The organism is Vibrio sp. 1731 (assembly GCF_033339955.1).
GTDB classification, from domain to species: Bacteria; Pseudomonadota; Gammaproteobacteria; order Enterobacterales; family Vibrionaceae; genus Vibrio; species Vibrio alginolyticus.
This window is the reverse complement of sequence record NZ_JAWOVO010000015.1, coordinates 1-24,990: the sequence shown is the minus strand read 5'-3', so window position 1 is coordinate 24,990 and position 24,990 is coordinate 1. Positions and strand designations below refer to the sequence as shown.

Genomic DNA, 24,990 nt, shown 5'->3' with positions numbered 1-24,990 from the left:
GATAACATGAAGTTATTCAAAGCGACCATTACTGCATTATTAGGGCTAGCCATAGCTATGCCTACAATCGCGAAAGAAGATGTCGCCACACCCAATGTAGATCAAATCAAAGAACGAGGCACTTTGCGCGTTGGTATGTCAACATTTGTACCTTGGGCAATGCGTAACAAGCAAGGCGAGTTAATCGGTTTTGAAATCGATGTTGCCAAACGCTTAGCAGAAGATTCAGGTTTGAAAGTGGAATTCGTACCGACTGCGTGGGATGGCATTATTCCCGCACTACTGGCGAAAAAGTTCGACGTGATCATCGGTGGCATGTCGGTTACGCCTGAGCGTTCCAGAAGCGTCTTGTTTACTGAGCCCTACTCGCACTCAGGCGTTCAAGTAGCAGCAAACAAAGAACTCGCCTCTGGTTTTAGCGAATTTTCGGATTTTGACTCACGACGCGTAAAAATTGCGGCTCGTCGCGGCGCATTCACCGTTCAAGTAGCCAGAGAAACCTTCCCGAAAGCGAAGATCCTGCAATTTGATGACGACGCGCAAGCGTTCCAAGAGGTGCTGAATGGTAACGCCCACGCGGTCATTGCTTCTAGCCCAAAACCAGAACATGAGACAGTGAAACACAGCGACAAACTATTCCTTCCATTCTCTGAGCGACTATCACAAGGTAACGAAGCCTTTGCAGTTCGCTTGGGGGAAGAAGATAAAAAGGCCTTTTTCAATAAATGGATTGAAACAAGAACCCAAGATGGATGGTTAAAACAACGTTATGAATACTGGTTCTCGACATTAGATTGGCAAGATCAAGTCGCGCAAGGCCAGTAATCTAAATGGCTCGTGGACGCCGCGAGCCTATACTCTCCAATCATCCATTTTACTTTTCCATAACTTATCGGAGTCAAATTTTTGGGCGAACACACTACCACTCGCACAGCACCCGCGAAATCCAGCACAGGCTACCTTTTACCGCAATTAAACACACTAGACTGGGTACTACTTGTTATGTGCGGTATCAGTGGTGTTTGGCTGTACCATCGGTCCGCTGTTGGTGTGCATTATTTGTGGCAGTGGAAAGAGGCGCTTGAATTACTTTTCACGCCTAGAGCAGATGGTGGTTTGCCCTACTTCTTCCAAGGTTTGATTTCGACGTTAAGGCTCAGTATTTGGGGCATCAGCTTCGCATTAGTGTTTGGCACTTTGTTAGGCTTAGCACGCTTCTCTCGTTCCGTTTGGTTGCGCACACCTGCCAATGCGTTTATCCAGTTAGTGAGAAACATCCCTCCGTTGGTGTTTGTTTTTATTTTCTACTTTTTCATTTCTAACCAATTGATCCCGTTACTCGGTTTGGAAGATCTTCTACGAAACTACAACGGCGAACCAAATGCACTACAGCGCTTTCTGTTTGGGCCTTCAAACCTTTGGGAAAACCTTGCCTCTGGCGTATTATGCGTCGGCTTACTCTCTTCTGCCTACATTGCAGAAGTTGTGCGCGGTGGTTTACAAAGTATCGACCAAGGTCAGTGGGAAGCGGCTGACTCATTGGGCTTGTCTCGATGGGTGAAATACCGATTTGTTATCGCGCCACAGGTGCTTAAATCAATAACACCTGCACTTGCCGGTCAAACAATCTCTTTGGTGAAAGACACCTCTATTGTTTCACTGATTTCGATACAAGAAATGACGTTTGTTGGGACAGAGATGGCAAATTCATCAGGGTATATATTTGAAATCTGGTTGATTGTCGGCCTTGCTTACTTCTTAATCTGTTTTGGTCTGTCACTTATTTTCCGCCATATTGAAGCAAAATCGGAAGCCATTTCAAATTAACTCAACCGCATATGTAATTAGGCACATTTGATTCTTCAAATCAGAATTGCACCCTGTTACATTGGCAAGATGCTAAATTTTCGGCGTTTTTCATGGAGTTAAAGAATCAATCCGACTACGAGCGATACATAAAACAAGATAATCTTGGTGAATATTACGTAGTTCTCAATCAATTCACTTTTCACAGTGTTTATCAGCCAATTTTTGATAGACGCCAACGTATTATTGGTATGGAAGCCTTACTGCGTATTCGTGGCATTGATGGTTCCCTAATTCGTCCTGACGTGTTTCTGGCCAATAATGCTCTTGATCCCTACTTTCGCTTATGTGTAGAGTTTTTATCCAGAGCAATGCACATTCGAAATTTTGCACGCTATTTCGCAGGGACACCGATCAAACTGTTTCTTAACGTCATGCCTCAAACGCTACTCACGCTAACCAAAGACATGGGCTTTAAAGATAACGGCCTGCTTTACAAACGCCTTTCCGAACTTGGTATGAGCCCATCAGACGTAGTTTTTGAAGTAGTCGAAGAGTCATGCGGAAATACGGATTTATTAATCAAAGCCGTACAGTTAATGAAAGCGAATGGTTTTATCTTTGCTATCGATGATTTTGGCGCCCAACATTCTGATATCGCACGTGTTCAGCAGCTCTGCCCTGACATCATCAAAATCGATCGTTCCTATTTGCTAGACTACTGCGCCGGAGAAACCTTTTCCATACATAGCGCCGTTGATCTAGCGGATCATATGGGAGCAAAAGTCATTATAGAAGGGGTTGAAGAAGACGTGCAGCTACAAGCTATGTATCAACTTAATTTGGATTATTACCAAGGCTTTTACTTAGGAAAGCCTTGCGCCATTCATCACTGGACAGATAGCCTAAACATCGAGACGACAGTGCATTAACACTGCCCACTTACAGCACAGTGAAACCAAAAAAGCGCCGATATAATATGCTCGGCGCTTTTTAGTTTTACTCAGATGTCACTTATTTAGTTAAGCGTTCATTTCCCTAGAAAAAATCAATAGAATTACGACCGCTCTTCGGATCACGAGTGGCTTGTGGTTTGTCTTCTTTTTTGCCTTTCTTAGCAGACTGAGACAACGCTTCTTTCTGCGCTTTACGCTCTTTATGTGCCGCTTTGCGGCCTGTTGATTTAGGCCCAGAGGCTTTAGGTGACTTACTTTGACGAGACTTATCTTTACGAGAAGACTGCGCTTCTTTTTTCGCTTTCTTTTCTGCTTTTTGCTCTGCCGTTTCAGGTTCGGTTACTGGCGCATCGCAAACCACAACATAATATTCCTGGTTAAACTCGAAAAAGTCACCATCATACATCTTGCGGCGCTTACGTGTTTCTAGTTCACCATTCACCGCGACGTAGCCTTCCTCGATGATATGTTTTGCTTCGCCGCCACCGCTGACCAAGTTTGCGATTTTAAAAAGCTTGTACAGTTCGATTGGATGCGCATCAACATCGATGCCAATCGCTTCGATCTCAATCTCTTCGCCTTCTAAATACTCTTCGTGGTCGTAATCTTGGGTCATGTTACTTACTCTTACTATTTGATGCCCTGAAGTTTAAACGCAATGCTTAAAAATAGAAACCTCTGGCGATGTTCAATCACCGATTCGCCTTGGCATTTGAGCACCTCTTAACCCATTTAACTTGTCGCTCGTTAGCTTGTATACCGATGCGTAGCTCAAACGAAGCTGCAATTACGCAACCTGAAGGTATATACTCTCTAAGTTATTGTTGAAAAGAGCGAATACTTTGTCTCAACCAAGTAGAATTACCTTTGTCACTGCGAACTTGTTTAATTTTGTCGCACCGCCTAACGCCTACTATGATTTCGAGAACATATACTCGTTAGAGCAATGGCGAGACAAACTTTCGTGGACGCAACGTCAAGTTGAAAAACTGGAAGGCGACGTGATTGGTTTACAAGAAGTGTTCAGTATCGAGAAGACCCAGACATTTTTTTCAACCATCGGCTACCCCTACTTTGCGACCGTTGACACCCCACATGTTGAGGATGAGTACATTTACTCAAGCCCTGTTGTGGCAATCGCATCTCGGTTTCCAATAGAAAAAGTACAAGCGGTAGAGTTTGACTTAGCAACGCTTGAGCCTTTTGGAGTAAGTGTTGTTCCAGAGTTCAGTCGCAAACCTATCTATGCCCAAGTAATACATCCTGTACTTGGTCATATCGCCGTTTACGTAACGCACCTGAAATCTCAACGCCCAGCCGACTCAGAACAACCAGAAACGTCTAGCACGATTATTGGGCGCTGGTTATCCACCCAGCAAAGAGGCTGGGAAGCAGCGATGTTAAGAGACGCGATGCAAAAGAGGTATCGAAAAGAACCAATGCCGACAGTGTTAATGGGCGATATGAATCAACCTATCACTCCTATCAGCGTTAACAGCTCATTGGTATCCAACACTGGTGACTGCGTCACTGAATTACAACTCAAAGATGGTTGGTTATTGCAAAGTGACACCCTGAAGGATGAACGCCCAGCCACGCACTATCATTTTTCCACTGGGAATGTACTCGACTATATCTTGCTCTCACAAGAGTTTGACACCTTATCAGATATATCGGTTGCCGAGGTTGTTGACTATCAGGTGTCTAACCAACATCTGATCAACCCGATTTATGACAGAGATAAAAACGCCAGCGACCACGCATTTGTGGCGCTGACGGCTGAAGTAAAGCTTTGAGCAACCTATTTAGTTACTTAGTGACGTTTCACAATTTTACGCGGGATAAGTTCTACGCCAGGCTTGTAACGCTTGGCGGAAGCGTTGAGTGCTAACTCCATTGCGCTGTCCGCGATCAACTCAAACTGTTGAGGCAAAGAGTTGATTTTCACAGGCAAGAAGTCCAGCAGTCGATTATCACCAAATGTCGCTAAACGCACCTTTCCCATCAGTTCTGGTTTTTCTAGCATTACATCCAACACACCTTCTAACAGTGTGTATGACGTTGTAACAATGGCATCTGGCAATGCGTTCTCTATTAACCATCTCTCTAAGACTTTCTTGCCTTCTTCCCGGGAGAAGTGTTGTCCATAACCCACTGTTGCCGTTTTGCCACCTTGTTGAGAAGCAGATAGAAAACCGAGCTCACGCTCTTTTGAGACTTGAAGATCTTGCAATGCACCGATTAAGCCAATGGACTTAATATCCTCTGACAGTACTGACTGAGTGAGTTCAAGTGCGGCATCAAAATCTTCGCTGATGACACAACAAAAGTGCTCATCATCCATTGGACGGTCTAGCGCGATAACTGGCGTACCAGAATTTTGCAACTTAAGGTAATACTCGTTTGCAGTGGGCATACCACTTGCCACAAACAACGCATCAATGCGACGACTGACTAATGCTTCCGCCACCTTTTGCTCTGTATCAGGATCATCATCAGAGCAGCCAATCAAAATTTGGTACCCCGCTTTCCGAGAGTTCTGCTCTATCAGCTTTGCAAGACGCGCATAACTGGTGTTCTCTAAGTCTGGGATGATAAGCCCAAATGAGCGTGAATTACCTGCCCGCAAGGAAGACGCCGCATGATCTGGCTTATAATTGTACTCATCTACAACGGCCATCACCTTTTTCTGAGTCTTCTCGCTGATGCGGTATTTCTGCGCTTTTCCGTTAATCACATAGCTTGCAGTTGTCTTAGAAACACCCGCTAATTTGGCTATTTCATCCAGTGTCATATTCTAAACCTTATTCTGTGCGCGCGATCATATTAATACATCAACGATCTTTCGATAAGTTGAATTATAAGCTGAACCGATTCAGTATAAAAGCTGAAAGGATTCAGCAAAACTTAAAAATTGACGTAAATCACCCGAACACGCAACAAACCAATTTGTGAGCTAGGCTATAGGACAGCGGCAAAGGCTCGTTTGTTAACGTCAGTTTTTAAAACAGTTTTTCTGAGTCTTTTAAAAAATTTACCAACAAGCTGAATCGATTTAGCTTGAAAGATAAAAGGTTTGAGGAGTGATAAGCGCTCAGAAGAAGCGGCGTTCAACTTCTCACACAGAATACATTTTTAAATTGATACCTTAAGGCTGGAGAAGCACCATGCTTAAGCTAAATAAGAACGACATTACCCTCTCGCAATCAGCGACAGATAAGTTTGAAGCAATAAAGAGTATTGCTCATAGCCTTACTGATAAAGGCCTAGTTGAACGCGGTTACGTTGAAGGCATGCTAAACCGTGAAAACCAAAACTCTACGTTTTTGGGGAACGGTATCGCCATCCCGCACGGTACAACCGACACTCGTGCAATGGTGAAAACAACGGGTGTTGCTGTGCATCACTTCCCACAAGGTGTCGACTGGGGTGATGGCAATACTGTGTTCGTCGCTATCGGTATCGCAGCTAAATCTGATGAACACCTTGGCATTCTTAAACAGCTCACCAAAGTGCTAGGCGCAGATGGCGTAGAAGAGCGTCTGCGTAATGCAAAAAATGAAGACGAAATCATCGCCCTACTGCACGGTGATGTTCAGCTTGAAGCAGACTTTGACGCTTCTTTAATTCAACTGATGTTCCCTGCGAGTGACATGCTACAGATTAGTGCTGTTGCAGGTGGTCTGTTGAAAAATACGGGATGTGCTGATAACGAATTCGTTGCCGATCTCGTTACCAAACAACCAACTCACTTAGGTAATGGCCTGTGGTTAATTGGCAGTGACAAACATGTCACTCGCACAGGTGTGTCATTTGTCTCGACGGCAAACGACTGCGAATATGAAGGTCAAAAAGTGCGTGCACTTTTCGCGTTCGCAGCATGTAACAATGCTCACCAACCTATCCTAAAAACGCTTTCTAATATTGTGTTTAACAATGAACACGGCAAGCTTTTAGATGCATCAGTAGAACAGATTCTTGCTTTGTTCAAAGGTGAAGAAGTCACAGCTGCATCTTCAGAAGAAGGCAATACCGCTGTATTTAAAATCAAAAACTCTCACGGCCTACATGCTCGTCCGGGGGCAATGTTAGTCGCAGAAGCGAAAAAGTTTGAATCCACTATACGTGTTTCCAACCTAGACGGAGATGGAAAAGCAGTAAACGCGAAGAGCCTAATGAAAGTCATCGCGCTGGGCGTTAAGCACGGTCACCAACTTCAATTTACAGCAGAAGGCCCTGATGCGCCGCAAGCCTTGGAGTCTATCGGAAATGCAATCGCTTCTGGCCTTGGTGAAGGTTAAGGATCCGATATGACAAACAAAACAAATAAGGTTGTCACTATTACGCTCAACCCAGCATTGGATTTAACAGGTTCAGTAAATGAACTAAACGTTGGTTCCGTGAGCTTAGTACAGCAAAGCAATCTCCACGCTGCTGGTAAAGGTGTCAACGTAGCAAAAGTATTGAGCGATTTAGGCGCAGACGTCACGGTTACCGGCTTTCTCGGTAAAGATAACCCTGAGCTATTCCATCAGCTTTTCAATGACATCAACGTTAAGAATGAATTTGTGGAAGTAGAGGGTGCCACTCGTATCAACGTTAAGCTGGTTGAGGCCAATGGCAACGTCAGTGATATCAACTTCCCTGGCGTTCAAGTAACGACCAACGAAATTACTCGCTTTGAGGAGACACTATTTCGTCTAGCGGAGACGCATGATTACTTTGTATTGGCAGGCAGCCTACCGGTCGGTGTTACTGCAGAGCAATGCGCAGCATGGATTGAGAAGCTGCATCAGCAAGGCAAGAAAGTGTTGTTCGATAGCAGCAAAGCAGCACTACGCGCAGGCATCGACGCTCATCCTTGGTTGATCAAACCAAACGACGAAGAGCTAAGTGACTTTGTCGGCGAGCACCTTTCAACGCCAGAACAATGCCAAGCTGCTGCGCAAACACTGAGCGACAAAGGCATAGAAAACATCGTGGTTTCTATGGGACCTGACGGTGTTATGTGGCTCAACCAAGGCGAATGGCTTAGTGCAAAACCGCCTCGAATGAATGTCGTGAGCACCGTTGGCGCAGGCGATACGCTGGTCGCTGGCTTGTGTTGGGGCCACATGCAACTGATGCCTAAAAACGATTTATTGCGCTTCGCTACGGCACTTTCTGCTTTGGCAGTTAGTCAAGTTGGCGTAGGGCTAACCAGTCAGGAAGAACTGGAAAATATCAAGCGACAAACTGAAGTTAGCGCGCTTTACCCTATTACAAACTTAGAACAAAACTAAGGAACAGAAGGTTATCGTATGAATATTGCCATTATTACTGCCTGTCCGAGCGGTGTAGCAAATAGCATCCTTGCGGCAGGATTACTAGAACAAGCCGCCGCAAAATTAAACTGGAATGCCAAAATAGAATGTCAATCAAGTGTGGTTGAACCAACACTATTGACGGAAGCTGACGTTGAACAAGCCGAAGTCATTGTCATTGCGGCAAATACTAACGTCGACACTTCTCGTTTTGTAGGAAAAAAGGTTTACCAAGCGGAAATTAGCGAAGTAGCAAAAGACGCAACTGCGTTTCTCCAGCAAGCGGTTGAAAACGCCACTTTACTTGAAAAAGCAACCACACTTGCAGCCCCTATCACTACAGATACAACATCAGCATCAAAGAAGATTATTGCAATCACGGCATGCCCTACTGGCGTTGCGCATACCTTTATGGCGGCAGAAGCTTTAGAAGAAGAAGGCAAGCGTCGTGGCCATCAAATCAAGGTGGAAACTCGTGGTTCAGTTGGCGCTAAAAACCAACTGACTGAGCAAGAAATTGCAGACGCCGATCTGGTGATCATTGCTGCGGATATTGAAGTGCCACTTGATCGCTTTAACGGCAAAAAGATGTACCGCACGAAAACAGGTCCAGCTCTGAAAAAAACAGCCGAAGAGATGGACAAAGCATTCGAGCAAGCCACTGTGTATCAGCATTCTGGTTCAGCTAGCTCTTCAGCTACCACCGAAGAGAAAAAAGGCGCTTACAAGCACCTGATGACCGGTGTTTCGCACATGCTTCCTGTCGTCGTTGCAGGTGGTTTGATCATCGCTCTATCTTTCGTGTTCGGTATTGAAGCATTTAAAGAAGAAGGCACACTAGCAGCAGCCTTGATGAACATTGGTGGTGGCTCTGCATTCGCATTGATGATTCCTGTACTTGCTGGCTATATTGCGTTTTCAATCGCAGACCGTCCTGGTCTGGCTCCTGGTCTTGTTGGTGGTATGCTAGCAAGTTCAACGGGTGCTGGTTTCCTAGGTGGTATCGCAGCTGGCTTCATTGCCGGTTACGCAGCGAAACTCCTCGCAGATAAGGTGAAACTGCCACAATCGATGGAGGCGCTTAAACCGATTCTGATCATTCCATTTGTGGCAACATTGTTCACCGGACTTGTCATGATCTACATCGTAGGCGGCCCAGTTTCAGGCATCATGAACGGCCTGACTGACTTCCTAAACAACATGGGATCTGACAGTGCAGTACTACTGGGTATTATCCTTGGCGCAATGATGTGTTTCGACCTAGGAGGCCCGGTAAACAAAGCCGCTTACGCATTTGGTGTTGGCCTTTTGGCTTCACAAACTTACGCACCAATGGCGGCAATCATGGCCGCAGGTATGGTTCCTGCGCTAGGTATGGGTTTAGCGACCTTCATTGCGAAGAACAAATTTGAACAAAATGAACGTGAGGCTGGTAAAGCATCATTTGTCTTGGGTCTGTGTTTCATCTCTGAAGGCGCAATTCCATTTGCTGCGAAAGATCCAATGCGCGTGATTCCATCTTGTATGGCAGGTGGCGCGCTTACTGGTGCCCTATCGATGCTATTCGGTGCGAAATTAATGGCACCACACGGCGGTCTATTCGTGCTGCTAATTCCTAACGCAATTTCACCAGTATTAATGTATTTAGTGGCTATTGCAGCGGGTACAGCGGTAACTGGCTTTACTTACGCATTCTTAAAAAGCAAAGCAGAAGCGAAGCAAGAAGTCGCAGCTTAATTAGAGCGACTCCGGTTAACAATGCCACCCTCGAATTTGGCATTTAGCACCTCCCTTTAATTCCGGTTAAGGGAGGTGTTTTTTATTCCGCAGCCGGAACGGCTACAATGTCTACTTCCCCACTGCTCATATCCACCGTTGCTTGATAAGCGCTATGCGGATCACCGTAGTGCTTGAAGGTAAAGTGGTAAACGTTAGCTGGCGTCCACAAGGTTTTTGACTCTGCGGGCAGAATGTCATAGCCGTTTTGCTGATAAAGCTCTGTCGCCATTACATTTGCGATTGCCGCCTGCTGGTTAGCGTCTCGATCCACCTTTGGCTCTAGTGACGGGTTACTTGGATAAGACTCACCGTTGTAACTCATGAGTCGATATGAGCCATTACTCCAAACGATAAAGTCCTGCCAACCATTACTGTAACTGTCGGCTAGTACAATAGGCGTGCGAGTTACCGACATTCGATTAATAACGTTTCCCTCATTATCAAACATATATGCAGAGCAGCCACCACTACCACAGAAATAGCGATCTTGAAGCAACACTATGTGTTCTGCCTTGCCGTCGCTGTTTAGGTCGGCGCTACCCGATAGATAACGTAGATTGTCTTGCTCGAGCGACAGCCCTTCAGGGGCTAAAACCTTACTATCAATCCAACTGGAAATGACTTCAGCACTAACACTGTTGACTTTAGGGGCAGGTTGTTTGGTTTCTGTCGGCATGCTATCCGTCGCGGTGCAGCCAACCAAGGTGAAAGAACCAACGAAGAAGAGTCCGTTTAATATGCGCTTATTCATGTAATCTCAATCTTTGATGTGTCGTTACATCAGTATACGCATGATTTGCATTGTAATCGTAAGAAAATCATTAAAATCAAGCAAATGAATGGTTTGGTATATATTAGTAAGATCAAAAAAGCCCCGAAGAAAACCTTCAGGGCTAGGCAGGAAGCTGGCAAATAGCCAGGAGTCCCTATGCAGTGGTCGGTTTTACCCTAAATAGAATTGCAAACATCACTGGCACCACTATCAGTGTCAGTACAGTAGCAAAACCAAGACCTGCCATAATCGTTATTGCCATCGAGCCAAAGAAGGCATCGAAGACCAGTGGAATCATCCCCAAGATAGTCGTTAGCGCAGCCATACTTACCGGACGAACGCGGCTTATCGCACTATCGACAATCGCGAGGTAAGGATCTTTACCTGACTCCAACTCAAGGTTAATTTGGTCAAGCAACACAATACCGTTTTTCAAAATCATGCCACTTAGGCTTAACAAACCAAGGAATGCTGTAAAACTGAACGGCATGTTCGTGGTAAGCAAACCAAAAGCAACGCCAATGATCGCTAACGGAACGGTGAACCAAATGACCAACGGCTTTTTGATTGAGTTAAACAGTAAAATAGTAATGATGAACATCAACAAGTAACCCATCGGCAATGAACCGAATAGGCCTTCTTGTGCATCTTTGGATGATTCGTACTCACCACCCCATGTGATTTCGTACCCTTCTGGAACATGCAATGCCATCACTTTAGGCTGTACACGAGCAAATAAGCTTGCTGCCGTGTCGTCACTCAACACATCATGGTCCGCGAGAACGGTTAACGTACGCTTACGGTCACGACGCTGAATTAGCGGCTCACTCCAATCCAGTTGAACGCCATCAATCACTTGATCAACCGGAATATACGTTTGCAACGAAGGACTCCAAATGGTCACGTTTTGTAGTGATTCAAAATCTACGCGTTCTTCTTCAGGAAGGCGTGTCATAATTGGCAACGTATGTGTACCATCACGCAAGTAACCTAAGGTGCTACCACCAAACGCCATTTGCAGTGTGCTTGAAAGATCTTCTTTCGAAATACCTAAGCGACGAGCTTTAGACTCATTGAAAACGGGTACAAGTTCCTTGGTGCGCTCTCGCCAATCGTGACGAATGTTTCGGGCACCAGGATCGGTATGAAGGATGTCTTCAACTTGCACCGCCAAGTCACGTAAAACTTGTGGATCAGGGCCAGTAATACGCGCTTCGATCTTAGACGCTGGTGATGGACCAAATTCCATCAATTTAAACTGGAACGTAGGCGCATCAAATGTTTTCGCCAGATTCTCATCTAACTTATGCAGTAAACCAAACATTTTCTCACGATCAGTCGCGCGAACTTGGAACTGAGCGTACGCTTCGTAACTTTTTTCTGGTTGATAGGTTAAAGCAAAACGCTGTAGGCCCTGCCCAATCGAAGCAGAAACAAAGTCAATATCATCTTGCTGACGAATGTAGCTTTCGACCTCTTCAGCTTTTTTGATCGTTTCACGGATGTCAGTACCTTCTGGCATCCACATATCCACGTAGAACATCGGCGTATTCGATGGTGGGAAGAACTGCTGTTTTACATTACCAAATGCCACGACAGCACCCACTAATAGCGCCACCATGCCAGCAACGGTAAGCCAGCGGAATCGCAATGCAAATTTCAGCGATGCCCCAAATACGACAAACAACCAGCCTTTATAAGGATCATCTTCGCTAGTACCTTGCTCTTTGTTTTCCTCTTTCAACAAAAGATCGGCAAGGAAAGGCGTCAGTGTAATAGCGGTAATCCAGCTTAAAAATAGTGAGAAACACAGCACCCAGAATAGAGAGCCCATGAACTCACCTGTCGCATCTTGCGACAAGCCGATAGGTGCAAAAGCCGTAATTGCAATAACAGTCGCGCCCAGCAAAGGCCATTGTGTTTGCTTTACAATATCGACAGCCGCTTGAACTTTGGTACGCCCTTTCTTTAGGCCAACCAATATGCCTTCCACGACAACAATCGCGTTATCAACCAGCATACCTAAGGCAATAATTAACGCGCCAAGAGAAATACGATGCAGTTCGATGTTGTTGTAATTCATCAAAATGAAGGTACCAAATACCGTCAATAACAACACAACTCCAATGATGACACCACTGCGTAAACCCATAGTAAACAGCAACACAATGATTACGATCGCCACTGCCTCCGCTAGACTAATTACAAACGCTTTAACAGATTCATCCACCTCATTGGCTTGGTTGTAAAAGTAGTTCATATCGATGCCAGCAGGCTTGATAGACTCAAGGCTCGCGAGCTCCGCATCCAAACGTTCACCAACCTCAACCACGTTCACACCCGATGCAAACGAGATACCGATATTAATCGCTTTTTGACCGTTAAAGAGTACGACGTTGCCTGGCTTCTCTTGAATACCGCGAGAAATCGTTGCTACGTCTTTTAGACGAATTAGATTTCCTGTGTCACGGCCATGAATGATCAGATTTTCTAGTGCTTCTACAGTGTTTAAGGTGCCGCTTGGGCGAATAACAAGGCTTTCGCCATTGACCATCACTTCCCCTGCTGAAACCACATTGTTTTGCTGGTTCAACAAGCTCGAAACCACATTCATGTCTAAGTTCAGTGCAGCAAGGCGATCAAGTGAGATCTCAACGAATAGCATTTCTTGCTGATCGCCCGTGATGTCTACCTTACCAACACCATCAACAAGCTCGATTTCACGGGTCAGGTAATCCGCATAACGTTTCAGCTCTACATAGTCGTAATCGTCACCAGTGAGCATTAACATCACGCCATAAACGTCACCGAAATCATCAATGATCTGTAAAGACTGAACACCTTGAGGCAATGATGGTCGTAAATCATTAATTTTACGGCGCATTTCATCCCAAATTTGCGGCAGTTCATCAGGACCATAGTCCATTTCCATGCTCACCGTTATTTGAGACATACCATTAGAAGACGTAGAGGTAATTTTGTCGATATAAGGGAGTTTTCGAATCTCTTTTTCTAGAGGATACGTCAGCTCTTCTTCAACTTCTTTTGACGTCGCGCCAGGGTATGTTGAGATGATCATGGCATCTTTGATCGTAAATGCCGGGTCTTCTAATCGTCCAAGCTCCAAAAATGACGTTAAACCACCAACAGCAAGGATAATAATGAACAACCAGCTGATGACTTTGTTTTTTATTGAATACTCAGCAATGTTCATTATTGGTTATTCTCCACAACATCCACATGTTTACCTTCGCGTAATTTACGCAGATTTGAATTAATCAGAATATCGCCCTGGCTAACACCTGACGACACAATGGCTCCATTGCCATTCACTTGAGAAATCATGACAGGCACTCGTGTGACAATGTCACCTTCTTTTTTCCACACAAAGAACTCATTCCCTTCACTGCCTGCTTGAAGCGCCGTGACAGGAACACTGTAACCATCAATAGAGGTAATGCCCGCCTTCACCATATCGACCAAAACGCTTACGCTGGTTCCCGGCAATATCTCTGTTTTTGGCTGTGGCATCGTCAAGTACATTTCGTAGGTTTGAGTTTCAGCGTTGGGTTCACTTGTGTGCTCTAAATAGTCCAAAGCAAATCTGCCATCGATGCCGGAGAAGGTTGCTCTAGGCTTGTAGCTCATGCTGTCTGAGTTTGGGTCTACCATCGCTAAAACATTGTCGGAAAGCTCAATACGCACGTAAACCAAATCGTTTTGGTATAGGTTTAACACGGGTTCACCAATTGCCACACGCTCAAAACGTTCTTTGAAAACATCAGATACTTTACCGGCGAACGGGGCGAATAAACGGGTGTAATTCAATTGATTGGTCGCGTTATAGAAAGTAGCCTCAGCTAGCTCTTTATTGGCGGTTAGCTCATCAAGTTCCGCTTTTGAAATCATTTGACGTGCATGCAAGTCTTCACCGCGTTTAAGCTGACGAATTGCGAGTGTGTATTGTGCTTCTGCGTCATTCACGGCTTGCTTCTCTTTGCTATCATCTAGCTTTGCGATCATTTGCCCCTGCTTCACAACGTCACCCGCTTTAACCAATACGTGCTGAACTTCCCCAGCGCGGCGAAATGCCATTGGCGTTTGCTCTGCAGGCACTACTATGCCTTTGAACGCGCGATGTTGACTTTGTACTGGTGCATCCACCGAGATAGTCGACACAAAAAGTGGCTGCTCGACGATAGCTTGGTTTTCATTTTTGCACCCTGTTAAAACTGCAAGTGCAATCGCAGAGATCGTAAGTAGAGAACGTTTCATTAAATGCCTCCCTCACGAACCCAAGCTTTCACCACTTGTCCTTCAACCAGTCTCTCAACACCAGCAATAACAACGTAATCATTGTTATCAAGCCCGGCTTTCACACCACCTGCTGCGTCAAGTGACACAGTGACTTTATTGACCTGCTGCGTGCTTCTGTCCATTACCCAAACTTCACCTTGCGTCCCATTTTTGTTGACCCAAGCAGACTGAGGTAACGTCATCGCGTCCGATACATGTTGTTTAGCAATGTGTACCTGCCCTGTCATACCTGTCAGCAAATTGCGATCTTCTGGTCGAGTGATGGTCACGATCGCCTCATAACTATTGGTATCGATGTTTGGCTGCGTCGAAATTTCTTTAAATTGCCCAGGAATACGTTTTCTTGGCTCGCTATCCATCGTCACCCACATATCGGAGTTTTGCAGTGACTCAAGTGATACAGATTCCGCATAACTTACTGGCAAGGTGAACGACACATCCAACGTCGTGTTATCAATGAGATTCAAGATCTCCTGCTTCTCTGCTACTACCTGAAACGGGTTGACATAGGTATATGACACAATGCCATCAAACGGTGCATGAATTTTGGTATAGCTCAAATCGGTTTTAGCTTGTTCGTAGTTCGCCAATGCCGCTTTATATTGAGTTTCTTTCTGATCGTACTCATCAGTACTAATGAGTTTTTTTCCGTAAAGGTTTTTCGCGCGGTCCCATTGTGTTTTCGCTAACGCGTACTGCGCTTGAGCGGCATCTAACGCAAGCTGAAGATCTTTAGGGTCTAACGTTGCGAGCACTTCACCTTTTTGGACCTTTTGACCCATGCGTACACGTAATTCATCTACCTCTCCACCAACCTGAAAAGAAAGCTGCGCGCGATGTGTTGCATCAATACGCGCTAAAAAGGCGTGCGAGTCTTCAAGTTCTAGGTCTTTCACCGCCAGTAATTTTACAGGTTTGATTAAAGGTTCAGACGGCTCAGAAATGGCTTTATTACACCCAGTTAGCATCCCAGAAAGACTTAATGTCACCACTGCGCCAACTAAAGTGCGCTTTAAATATTGTTTTCGCACCCGCTTTCTCCGTAGGTTTTATATATTACACAGCCGTGCAGTATAAGCAGAATTTGAAATTGATCAACATATTTTCCAGGTGGATAGCAAATTAATTAGTCAAAGCGTTCGGTTTCTGGTAAAAGTAAGCGCGTGATTAATATTCGGGAAAATTCGAACTATGAATGAAAGAAAGCAGGGGCGTAGAAGTGCTGAAGCAGCAGAACAAACTAAGTGTCTGATCCTTAAAGTGGCAGCAGATATGTTTTGTGAACTTGGTTACGAGCGTGTCTCGCTGCGCAATATCAGTGAAAAGGCTGGTGTTTCACATAGTTTGATCCGTCACCACTTCGGCAGCAAAGAGAAAATCTGGCAAGCGGTTAGCGATGCAATGGACGAGTTCATGCAGTGCTATATGGCTGAACTCATCAATGAAATGCCGGAGAACACACCTTCGAATAGAAAAATTTATCTGTTTATGGTTCGCATGCTAGCATTTGCTCTCGTCAATCCTCATCCAGTACAGATGATCGCCGATGCCATTCGACAAGGCGATGACGGTGCTCTGCTGCAGTATTTCTTAAAGTCAAAAGATGAGTTCGCTGCAATATTTACCGGAATTTTCGAGCAGTACAACAGCGAAAACCCTAATGCACAATTTGATCAGTGGGAATCAAAGTGGCAAATGTTGATCTTCGCACATGGTGCTGTCAGTCTCGCGCCAATGATGCAAGAAACATGGCCGGATATTGCAGATAATCGCGAAAAACTGCTGATCAAGCATTGGGAATTGTTTAATACCATTATGGCCTCTCAATTTGGGATCCCAAAAGAAGAGATGATTCATCCGGAAAAGCTTGAAGATATCGTTATTGATATGTGCTGTACTATTGATGAAGCAGTAAACTAAAAGTAAACAAGCGAAAAGAAGACATAAAAAATGCCGAGCTACAAAGCTCGGCATTTTTGTTTCAATTCGTTTTAACCACGGTAGTAACGTTGTGGTACGAACGGCATTTTTTCAACTGTCATTGGTAGCATTTTACCACGCACTTCAGCGAACACTTCAGTACCAATCGCCGCCAAATCCGCACGAACATAACCCATTGAGACTGGCTTACCTGCATTCGGACCCGCCGTACCGCTGGTTACAACGCCAATTTTAACGCCGTCAGCATCAAACAGTTCAACACCTTCACGCACTGGCGCTTTGGTTTGACCTACTAGACCCACACGCTTACGCGCCACATCTTTAGTCTCAATCTGCTTAAGAATAATGTCTGCGCCAGGGAAACCACCTTCACGTTCACCACCAATACGACGAACTTTTTGGATACCCCATAGCAAGCTCGCTTCAACGGGTGTTGTTGTTGTGTCTAGGTCATGACCGTATAGACAAAGGCCACACTCAAGACGAAGTGAATCACGAGCACCAAGGCCAATCCATTCAACTTCATTTTCCGCAGTCAGTTTACGTGCTAGCTCTTCCGCTTTGTCAGCAGGAACCGAGATTTCGTAACCGTCTTCGCCTGTATAACCACTACGAGAAACAATGCACTCGGCGCCTAAAATATCGACTTTACGAATATCCATGAACAGCATTTCAGAAACTTCTGGTGCAAAACGCACCAATACAGCCGCCGCTTTAGGGCCTTGGATTGCAAGTAGAGCTCGGTCTTCGATAATTTCTAGCTCAACACCAGATGGTAAATGCGCTTGTAGGTGTGCGATATCTTGCGCTTTACATGCTGCGTTCACAACCACAAACAGATGATCGCCTAGGTTAGCCACCATCAAGTCGTCCATGATGCCGCCCTCTTCATTAGTGAAAAAAGCGTAACGCTGTTTACCAGACTCAAGATCCACAATATCCACTGGGACTAATGTTTCTAGGAACGCAGCTGCACCGTCACCAATTAGGCGAAGCTGTCCCATGTGAGAAACATCAAACAGACCTGCCGCATCACGAGTATGTAAGTGTTCCTTCTTTACGCCTAGAGGATACTGAACAGGCATATCGTAACCCGCGAACGGGACCATTTTGGCACCAACTTCAACGTGAAGTGCGTGTAGTGGTGTTTTCAGTAGTTCTTGAGTCATTTTCGTCTCCATTTAGATAGACCCGAGAATGCTATCGGCATTCGATGTGTTTCCAATAATAAACATGGCTCATTCTATTTTGCACGAACAAGACGTAGATCGACTTGCAAAAGTGTGACTCTTAACATTTTAATCACAACAAATCGTACAAAAAAAGCGCTTTAATGAGCAAGTTCTCATCAAAAAAGCGCTTTTTCATCATAACGACCACCAACAGCAATCGTTTGCTTTCACTATAGGAAATTTACAAGTATTTATCACTATTTGGCTGTCACCCACAAAATGAGCGCATCTTCCTCGCTAACACTGGTCAACATATGTCCCATATTTGCATCGTAATAAACGCTGTCTCCCTCGCTTAAAACAACAGGTTCGTAAAACTCAGAATAGAACATGACCTCACCAGATAAGATAAGTAAAAATTCTTCGCCGTCATGACGAACCCAGTCTTTATATTCATCAAAACTACGAGCTCGAATTTGGCTCTTAAACGGCATCATTTTCTTATTGGAAAGTTGAGTAGCGAGCAGTTCATGTTCATAAGTTTGTGTTGGGTGTGGTTTACCTTCATTCTTCTTGGTAACATCCCTGCGCCCTGTCGCTACCTTTTTTCTAGGTGGTTCAAAGAGTTGTGGCATGTCAATTTGTAAGCCTAGTGCCAATTTTTGCATCGCTTGAAACGTCGGGGAGATCTGCTCATTTTCTATTTTGCTCAGTGTAGATCGAGCAAGCCCGGTTCGCTGACTGGCCTCTTCTAATGTGATACCGAGTTTCGAGCGGATATCCTTAATACGCTGGCCCAGTTTTAACGGCTCGATATTTTGGTCATGTTGCTCTTTTGCCAACGTCATCGATGGGTATTCATCGTAAATACTTTCTGCCATAAATCCCTCTATAGATATCCATATTTTTTGTCTTACTCGCATTGTGCATGAAGCACATAGTGGATAGAAGTCCACCAAGTGAATTAAACCGTGCTCTTGTTAACAAATTTTGAAATCTTGTTTCCTATAGGAAATTTTTGGTTGATTGTTCCCGTCACAGGCGCTATGTTACCAACTTGTTAGATGTAGAGATGCATATTTCCGTAAGAGATTGGTAAAGGAAACACGCAATCCAACGGAGTTTTTGCCCAAATTTAGGGCCGGATGTTCACTCTGTTCTGCTACGCAGTTCAGCTGTTTTTGAGGACAAATGAACCATAACCGCAAATCATAACTCATCTATTGCGGGTTCATTTTCAGATTTGGAAGGTCAACTACCATGAATAAGAGTTACCCTAACCACAGCTTGGAAAACTTTTTCTCTACCAACCTCTCTGCGACAGATGATGCTGTCTTTGCTGGAATTCAAGCGGAATCCGCTCGCCAAAACGAACAAATCGAACTTATCGCTTCTGAGAACATTGTTTCTAAAGCGGTAATGCAAGCTCAAGGCACATGCCTAACAAACAAATACGCTGAAGGCTACCCAGGTCGTCGTTACTATGGTGGTTGTGAGCACGTAGATACAGTGGAAGCCATTGCTATCGAACGCGCAAAAAAACTTTTCAATTGTGAATACGCAAACGTTCAACCACACTCAGGCGCACAAGCAAACGGCGCAGTAAAACTAGCACTGCTTCAACCTGGTGACACCATTCTTGGTATGTCTTTAGACGCAGGTGGTCACCTGACGCACGGTGCACGCCCTGCACTTTCTGGTAAATGGTTTAATGCAGTTCAATACGGTGTTGATCGCGAAACACTGGAAATCAACTACGAAGATGTTCGTGAGCTAGCACTTGAGCACCAACCTAAAATGATCATCGCAGGTGGTAGCGCTATTCCACGTACTATCGACTTTGCAAAATTCCGTGAAATCGCAGACGAAGTAAATGCAATTCTTATGGTCGACATGGCACACATCGCCGGTCTTATCGCAACAGGCGCGCACCCTAGCCCACTGCCACACGCACACGTTGTTACGACTACAACACACAAAACATTGCGTGGCCCTCGCGGCGGTATGATTCTTACTAACCACGAAGACATCATTAAGAAAATCAACTCAGCCGTATTCCCTGGCCTACAAGGTGGCCCACTGATGCACGTTATCGCAGCCAAAGCGGTCGCATTTGGTGAAGCGCTTGGCCCTGAATTTAAAACTTATATTGATTCGGTGATCAATAACGCAAAAGTCCTAGCGGAAGTATTGCAAACTCGCGGTTGCGACATCGTAACTGGTGGCACAGACACGCACCTAATGCTGGTTGACCTTCGTCCGAAAGGGTTGAAAGGCAATAAAGCAGAAGAAGCTCTAGAGCGTGCTGGGATCACATGTAACAAAAATGGCATCCCATTCGATACAGAGAAGCCTATGATTACATCGGGCATCCGTTTAGGAACGCCTGCGGGTACAAGCCGCGGCTTTGGCGCTGAAGAATTCAAACTCATCGGTAATTGGATTGGTGACGTACTGGACGGTTTAGTGAACAACCCTGAAGGTGACGCAGAAGTTGAAAAACGCGTTCGCAAAGAAGTAAAAGAACTTTGCAGTCGCTTTCCTCTATACCAGTAAACGATTTTTTTAAAATCATAATAATTCCTGACAAGTTATTCGGAGATTAAGCAATGGACAAAACACTGAAGTTTGCAGATAGCCACGAGTGGGTACGTGACAACGGTGACGGCACAGTAACAATTGGTATTTCTGAGCATGCACAAGAAATGCTAGGTGACGTGGTATTCGTTGACCTACCAGACGTAGAAGACGAAGTTGAAGCAGGTGAAAGCTTCTCTCTCGTTGAATCTGTAAAAGCAGCGTCAGACATCTACGCACCAATCACTGGTGAAATCGTAGAAATCAATGAAGAACTAGAAGACAGCCCAGAGCTAATTAACGAAGAGCCGTACGAAGGTGGCTGGATCGTAAAAGTGAAGATGTCTGATGTATCTGAACTAGATAACCTGAAAGACGCAGACGAATACCTAAACTCTATCGAAGAAGAGTAATTAGGATGTGACGAAAGCTGTTCCCTAGCCTGTTTAGAGAACAGCTTTTTTTCTAGATTCGGACGTATAATTTAATTTATCAGTAACGCAAATCCGTTACCCGAACCAAGGAGTAGGTAAAGGACAATGACTGAATTACTTCAAAGCCTCAGCACACAAAACGAGTTCGTTGCTCGCCACAATGGACCAAACAAATCTGACCAACAGAAAATGTTGGAAGCGATCAACGCAGTTAGCCTAGATTCGCTTATCGACGAAACCGTACCAGCACAAATTCGCCTAGAGCAACCAATGAGCTTGGCAGAAGCGAAAAGCGAAGCAGACATGCTGGCAGCCATGCGTAAGTTCGCCGATCAGAACCAAGTTAAACGTACATTCATTGGTCAGGGTTACTACAACACCTTCACGCCGAACGTGATTCTACGCAACGTGATGGAAAACCCGGGCTGGTACACTGCTTACACCCCTTACCAACCAGAAATCTCACAAGGTCGTTTAGAAGCACTTCTAAACTACCAACAAATGGTGATGGATCTTACTGGTATGGAAATCGCGAACGCGTCATTGCTCGATGAAGCAACGGCAGCAGCAGAAGCGATGACACTTTGTAAGCGTGCGGGTAAAAGCAAGAGCAACGTATTCTTCGTTGCTGACGACGTTCACCCACAAACCATCGAAGTGGTAAAAACTCGTGCGAAATTCATCGGCTTTGAAGTCTTGGTTGGTTCTTTAGAATCACTACCAGAGCAAGACGTGTTCGGCGCACTAGTTCAATACCCAAGTACAACAGGTGAAGTTCGTGACCTAACGGACATCATCGCTAAAGCGCAAGCAAACAAAACACTAGTGACTGTAGCAACGGACCTTCTTGCTTCTACCCTACTTAAACCTGCTGGTGAAATGGGCGCAGACGTAGCAATCGGTTCAGCACAACGTTTTGGCGTGCCGATGGGTTACGGCGGTCCACACGCTGCCTTCATGGCAACACGTGACAAGCACAAGCGTACTATGCCAGGTCGTGTTATCGGTGTTTCTATCGATACTAACGGCAACCAAGCACTGCGCATGGCAATGCAAACGCGTGAACAGCACATCCGTCGTGAAAAAGCGACATCAAACATCTGTACTGCTCAAGCACTGCTAGCGAACATGGCGTCTTTCTACGCGGTTTACCACGGCGCAGAAGGTCTACGCACGATTGCTCGTCGTACGCACCACATGACAGCCATCCTAGCCGCTGGCCTAACTAAAGGCGGCTTCGAGCTTGCTCACAACAGCTTCTTCGACACCATCACTATCAACACAGGTGCACAAACTGAAGACCTATACGCGAAAGCACTAGCCGCAGACATCAACCTACGTAAGTTGGGTACTCAGCTAGGTGTGAGCTTCGACGAAACCACAACCGTGGCAGATGTAGAAGCCCTATTCGCAGTATTCGGTGTGAAAGAAGAAGTCGCAGCACTATCAACTGAAATCGCAGGCAACGAGTTTGCAGCCATTCCAGAAGCATTGCGCCGCACAACAGAATATCTAACACACCCTGTGTTTAACACGCACCACAGCGAAACACAGATGATGCGTTACCTAAAACAGCTAGAGAACAAAGACTTCTCACTCACGCACGGCATGATCCCACTGGGCAGCTGTACGATGAAGCTGAACGCAGCAGCAGAGATGATCCCAGTTACTTGGCCTGAGTTTGGTTCGATCCACCCGTTCGCACCAGCAGAACAAGCAGCTGGTTACGCAGCACTCGCAAAAGACCTTAAAGAAAAGCTATGTGAAATCACTGGCTATGACGCATTCTCACTACAACCAAACTCTGGTGCATCGGGTGAGTACGCAGGCCTTATCGCGATTCAGCGCTACCACGAAAGCCGTGGCGAAGGTCACCGCAACGTATGTTTGATCCCAAGCTCTGCGCACGGTACTAACCCTGCGACAGCATCTATGGTGTCAATGAAAGTGGTTGTGGTTAAGTGTGATGAAGAAGGCAACATCGACATCGACGACCTAGCAGCGAAAATCGAGAAACACAAAGACAACCTATCAAGCATTATGATCACTTACCCTTCTACGCACGGCGTTTACGAAGAGAAAGTGAAAGAAGTGTGTGAAATGGTTCATGCCGCTGGTGGTCAGGTTTACCTAGACGGCGCTAACATGAACGCGCAGGTTGGTCTAACATCACCAGGCTTCATCGGTTCAGACGTTTCTCACCTAAACCTACACAAAACCTTCTGCATCCCGCACGGTGGTGGCGGTCCGGGTATGGGTCCTATCGGTGTGAAATCTCACCTAGCTCCTTTCTTACCAGGGCATATTGAAGACGGTGTAGAAGGCGCAGATTTCGCAGTATCAGCAGCAGATATGGGTAGCGCTTCTATCCTGCCTATCTCTTGGGCTTACATCGCAATGATGGGCGAAGCTGGCCTAACAGATGCTACAAAAGTAGCAATTCTGAACGCAAACTACGTGATGGAAACACTTCGCCAACACTACCCTGTTCTTTACCGTGGCAAAAATGGCCGCGTAGCGCACGAATGTATTATCGACATTCGTCCGCTGAAAGAAGAAACAGGTATCAGCGAAGAAGACATCGCGAAGCGTCTAATGGACTACGGTTTCCACGCACCAACTATGTCGTTCCCTGTAGCGGGCACGCTAATGGTTGAGCCAACGGAATCGGAAGATCTAGAAGAGCTAGACCGCTTCTGTGATGCGATGATCGCTATCCGCGAAGAAATGGAGAAAGTGAAAAACGGTGAATGGCCACTGGATAACAACCCACTTGTTAACGCGCCACACACACAAGTTGATCTTTCAGCTGAAGATTGGGACCGCCCTTACTCTCGCGAGATTGGCTGCTTCCCGTCTAAAGCGACCAAATCTTGGAAGTACTGGCCAACGGTAAATCGCGTAGATAACGTATACGGTGACCGTAACCTAATCTGTTCATGCCCAAGCATCGATAACTACGAAGATTAATTTTTGTAGAATCTAAATAAACAAAGGCGAACCGATTGGTTCGCCTTTGTTTTTGGTGTGCCGCCGTAACATTTGTTGATACATCGAGAAGGAATGATGGCTAGTTATTGTTTGCACAAAAGTGATTTAGAAATACAGTGACTTCTGAGAACCTTTGAATTAGCACTAATATCTCAGAGCCTTAAAAGCTTGTTGGAAACTCCTCATGAACACTATGTTATGCAGGTGCTGTGTAGTTTCTCAGTTCAGTTGCAGTAAGTCCCACTTATTACCATAGAGATCTTGGAACACCACCACTGTCCCGTATTCTTCCACACGAGGCTCTTCATTAAATACAACACCATTTTTCTTCATCAACTCGTAGTCACGCCAAAAATCATTAGTTTGCAGAAACAGGAAAACACGACCACCTGTTTGATTTCCTACTGCATGCGTTTGCTCCGGTGTACTCGCTTGAGCTAAAAGTAGGTTTGTACCATTGGAGTTTGGAGGAGAAACTTGAACCCAGCGTTTACCACCACCTAGGTTGGTATCTTCAACCAGAGTGAATTGAAGTTTTTGAGTATAGAATTCGATAGCATCGTCGTAATTTTCAACGACTAGAGCAATGTTTCCGATTTGCTGCTGAACAGTTTTGGCCATGATGATTTCCGCTGTGTCAAAACGCTAATTGTACTCTATTTTGAGACTTTTCTAGAAAGCACATAACGCCTTGCAAATGTGTAAGGCACACAATACGAATGCTTACGCACGGCGCCTTTGTCACTAGAACCGACAAACAATATAGCTGCCACCAGTGTCGAATCTTGATTGAGCAACTTATTAAAGCCTTAGCTATAACTCAAGAGCAAATCTCTAACCTAATAAAGAAGGCTGCTCGTATACCTGTAGTGGTCAACTAAAATTGGCCACGGTTTTAGAGTTTTCCCAATATAACCGTTCTGATTCATTGGGAGTTAGGCC

General features: G+C 45.3%; 20 protein-coding genes. 11 read left to right on the top strand and 9 right to left on the bottom strand.

The annotated features are described in order from the left end of the window. Positions 1 to 6: 6 nt before the first annotated feature. The 3 genes from R7035_RS16805 to R7035_RS16795 all read left to right on the top strand — a co-directional run bounded on the left by R7035_RS16805 (position 7) and on the right by R7035_RS16795 (position 2,738). Entirely contained in the window at positions 7 to 825 is an 819-nt protein-coding gene (locus R7035_RS16805; RefSeq protein WP_213893433.1) for a transporter substrate-binding domain-containing protein, read from the top strand. An 81-nt stretch (positions 826 to 906) separates the two neighbouring features. Beyond that, positions 907 to 1,827 carry an amino acid ABC transporter permease gene (locus tag R7035_RS16800; RefSeq protein WP_104980647.1) on the top strand — a complete coding sequence of 307 codons (921 nt, stop codon included), beginning with the start codon at positions 907 to 909 and terminating at the stop codon, positions 1,825 to 1,827. A gap of 92 nt (positions 1,828 to 1,919) precedes the next feature. Beyond that, a complete protein-coding gene (locus tag R7035_RS16795; protein WP_005376399.1) occupies positions 1,920 to 2,738 on the top strand; it encodes an EAL domain-containing protein in 819 nt (272 codons plus the stop codon). A 106-nt stretch (positions 2,739 to 2,844) separates the two neighbouring features. Here R7035_RS16795 and R7035_RS16790 read toward each other — a convergent pair whose 3' ends face one another. Continuing rightward, positions 2,845 to 3,378, bottom strand: a complete 534-nt coding sequence (locus R7035_RS16790) for an RNA-binding S4 domain-containing protein (protein ID WP_005376400.1) — start codon at positions 3,376 to 3,378, stop codon at positions 2,845 to 2,847. 226 nt (positions 3,379 to 3,604) lie between these two features. Between R7035_RS16790 and R7035_RS16785 the strand changes: the two genes are divergently transcribed. Then, positions 3,605 to 4,558 carry an endonuclease/exonuclease/phosphatase family protein gene (locus R7035_RS16785; protein WP_175413493.1) on the top strand — a complete coding sequence of 318 codons (954 nt, stop codon included), beginning with the start codon at positions 3,605 to 3,607 and terminating at the stop codon, positions 4,556 to 4,558. A gap of 17 nt (positions 4,559 to 4,575) precedes the next feature. Here the strand turns inward: R7035_RS16785 and cra are convergent, their stop codons facing one another. Then, complete coding sequence (gene cra, locus R7035_RS16780; protein ID WP_005376402.1) at positions 4,576 to 5,556, bottom strand: catabolite repressor/activator; 981 nt, start codon at positions 5,554 to 5,556, stop codon at positions 4,576 to 4,578. Between the two features lie 373 nt (positions 5,557 to 5,929). Between cra and fruB the strand changes: the two genes are divergently transcribed. The 3 genes from fruB to fruA are packed head-to-tail and all read left to right on the top strand — an operon-like array spanning position 5,930 to position 9,802. Then, positions 5,930 to 7,063 carry a fused PTS fructose transporter subunit IIA/HPr protein gene (gene fruB, locus R7035_RS16775; protein ID WP_213967985.1) on the top strand — a complete coding sequence of 378 codons (1,134 nt, stop codon included), beginning with the start codon at positions 5,930 to 5,932 and terminating at the stop codon, positions 7,061 to 7,063. Positions 7,064 to 7,072: 9 nt separating this feature from the next. Continuing rightward, positions 7,073 to 8,044 (top strand): 1-phosphofructokinase, encoded by a 972-nt coding sequence (pfkB, locus tag R7035_RS16770; RefSeq protein ID WP_213967984.1) that lies wholly within the window; start codon positions 7,073 to 7,075, stop codon positions 8,042 to 8,044. 18 nt (positions 8,045 to 8,062) lie between these two features. Then, entirely contained in the window at positions 8,063 to 9,802 is a 1,740-nt protein-coding gene (gene fruA, locus R7035_RS16765) for a PTS fructose transporter subunit IIBC (protein ID WP_318146199.1), read from the top strand. 82 nt (positions 9,803 to 9,884) lie between these two features. Here the strand turns inward: fruA and R7035_RS16760 are convergent, their stop codons facing one another. The 4 genes from R7035_RS16760 to R7035_RS16745 form a co-directional block, all read right to left on the bottom strand. Continuing rightward, on the bottom strand, positions 9,885 to 10,595 hold the full coding sequence (locus R7035_RS16760) for a hypothetical protein (RefSeq protein ID WP_213971524.1): 711 nt from the start codon (positions 10,593 to 10,595) through the stop codon (positions 9,885 to 9,887). Positions 10,596 to 10,770: 175 nt separating this feature from the next. Then, positions 10,771 to 13,830, bottom strand: a complete 3,060-nt coding sequence (locus tag R7035_RS16755; RefSeq protein WP_005376413.1) for an efflux RND transporter permease subunit — start codon at positions 13,828 to 13,830, stop codon at positions 10,771 to 10,773. Further along, positions 13,830 to 14,891: an efflux RND transporter periplasmic adaptor subunit gene (locus tag R7035_RS16750; RefSeq protein WP_005376420.1), complete on the bottom strand. Its 1,062-nt coding sequence runs from the start codon at positions 14,889 to 14,891 to the stop codon at positions 13,830 to 13,832. Before R7035_RS16750 ends, R7035_RS16755 begins: the two co-directional genes overlap by 1 nt. Further along, complete coding sequence (locus R7035_RS16745) at positions 14,891 to 15,964, bottom strand: efflux RND transporter periplasmic adaptor subunit (protein WP_104976115.1); 1,074 nt, start codon at positions 15,962 to 15,964, stop codon at positions 14,891 to 14,893. Before R7035_RS16745 ends, R7035_RS16750 begins: the two co-directional genes overlap by 1 nt. Positions 15,965 to 16,124: 160 nt before the next feature. Here R7035_RS16745 and vdeR point away from each other — a divergent pair, with 160 nt between their 5' ends. Then, entirely contained in the window at positions 16,125 to 16,853 is a 729-nt protein-coding gene (vdeR, locus tag R7035_RS16740; protein WP_005376423.1) for an efflux transporter transcriptional repressor VdeR, read from the top strand. A gap of 71 nt (positions 16,854 to 16,924) precedes the next feature. On the opposite strand, the gene gcvT is transcribed toward vdeR, so the two are convergent. Together gcvT and R7035_RS16730 are read right to left on the bottom strand one after the other, a co-directional pair. Next, the gene (gene gcvT, locus R7035_RS16735) at positions 16,925 to 18,043 is read right to left on the bottom strand and encodes a glycine cleavage system aminomethyltransferase GcvT (protein WP_137282664.1); all 1,119 of its coding nucleotides are present in this window, start codon (positions 18,041 to 18,043) and stop codon (positions 16,925 to 16,927) included. 260 nt (positions 18,044 to 18,303) lie between these two features. After that, positions 18,304 to 18,927: a helix-turn-helix domain-containing protein gene (locus tag R7035_RS16730; protein WP_005376429.1), complete on the bottom strand. Its 624-nt coding sequence runs from the start codon at positions 18,925 to 18,927 to the stop codon at positions 18,304 to 18,306. 379 nt (positions 18,928 to 19,306) lie between these two features. On the opposite strand from R7035_RS16730, the gene R7035_RS16725 reads away from it, so the two are divergent. From R7035_RS16725 to gcvP, 3 genes are all read left to right on the top strand, one after another. Further along, entirely contained in the window at positions 19,307 to 20,602 is a 1,296-nt protein-coding gene (locus R7035_RS16725; RefSeq protein WP_005376430.1) for a serine hydroxymethyltransferase, read from the top strand. Positions 20,603 to 20,655: 53 nt separating this feature from the next. After that, complete coding sequence (gcvH, locus tag R7035_RS16720) at positions 20,656 to 21,036, top strand: glycine cleavage system protein GcvH (RefSeq protein WP_005376432.1); 381 nt, start codon at positions 20,656 to 20,658, stop codon at positions 21,034 to 21,036. A 126-nt stretch (positions 21,037 to 21,162) separates the two neighbouring features. After that, entirely contained in the window at positions 21,163 to 24,027 is a 2,865-nt protein-coding gene (gene gcvP / locus R7035_RS16715) for an aminomethyl-transferring glycine dehydrogenase (RefSeq protein WP_017820968.1), read from the top strand. Between the two features lie 240 nt (positions 24,028 to 24,267). Here gcvP and R7035_RS16710 read toward each other — a convergent pair whose 3' ends face one another. After that, positions 24,268 to 24,669, bottom strand: a complete 402-nt coding sequence (locus R7035_RS16710) for a VOC family protein (protein WP_005388788.1) — start codon at positions 24,667 to 24,669, stop codon at positions 24,268 to 24,270. Positions 24,670 to 24,990 lie beyond the last annotated feature (321 nt).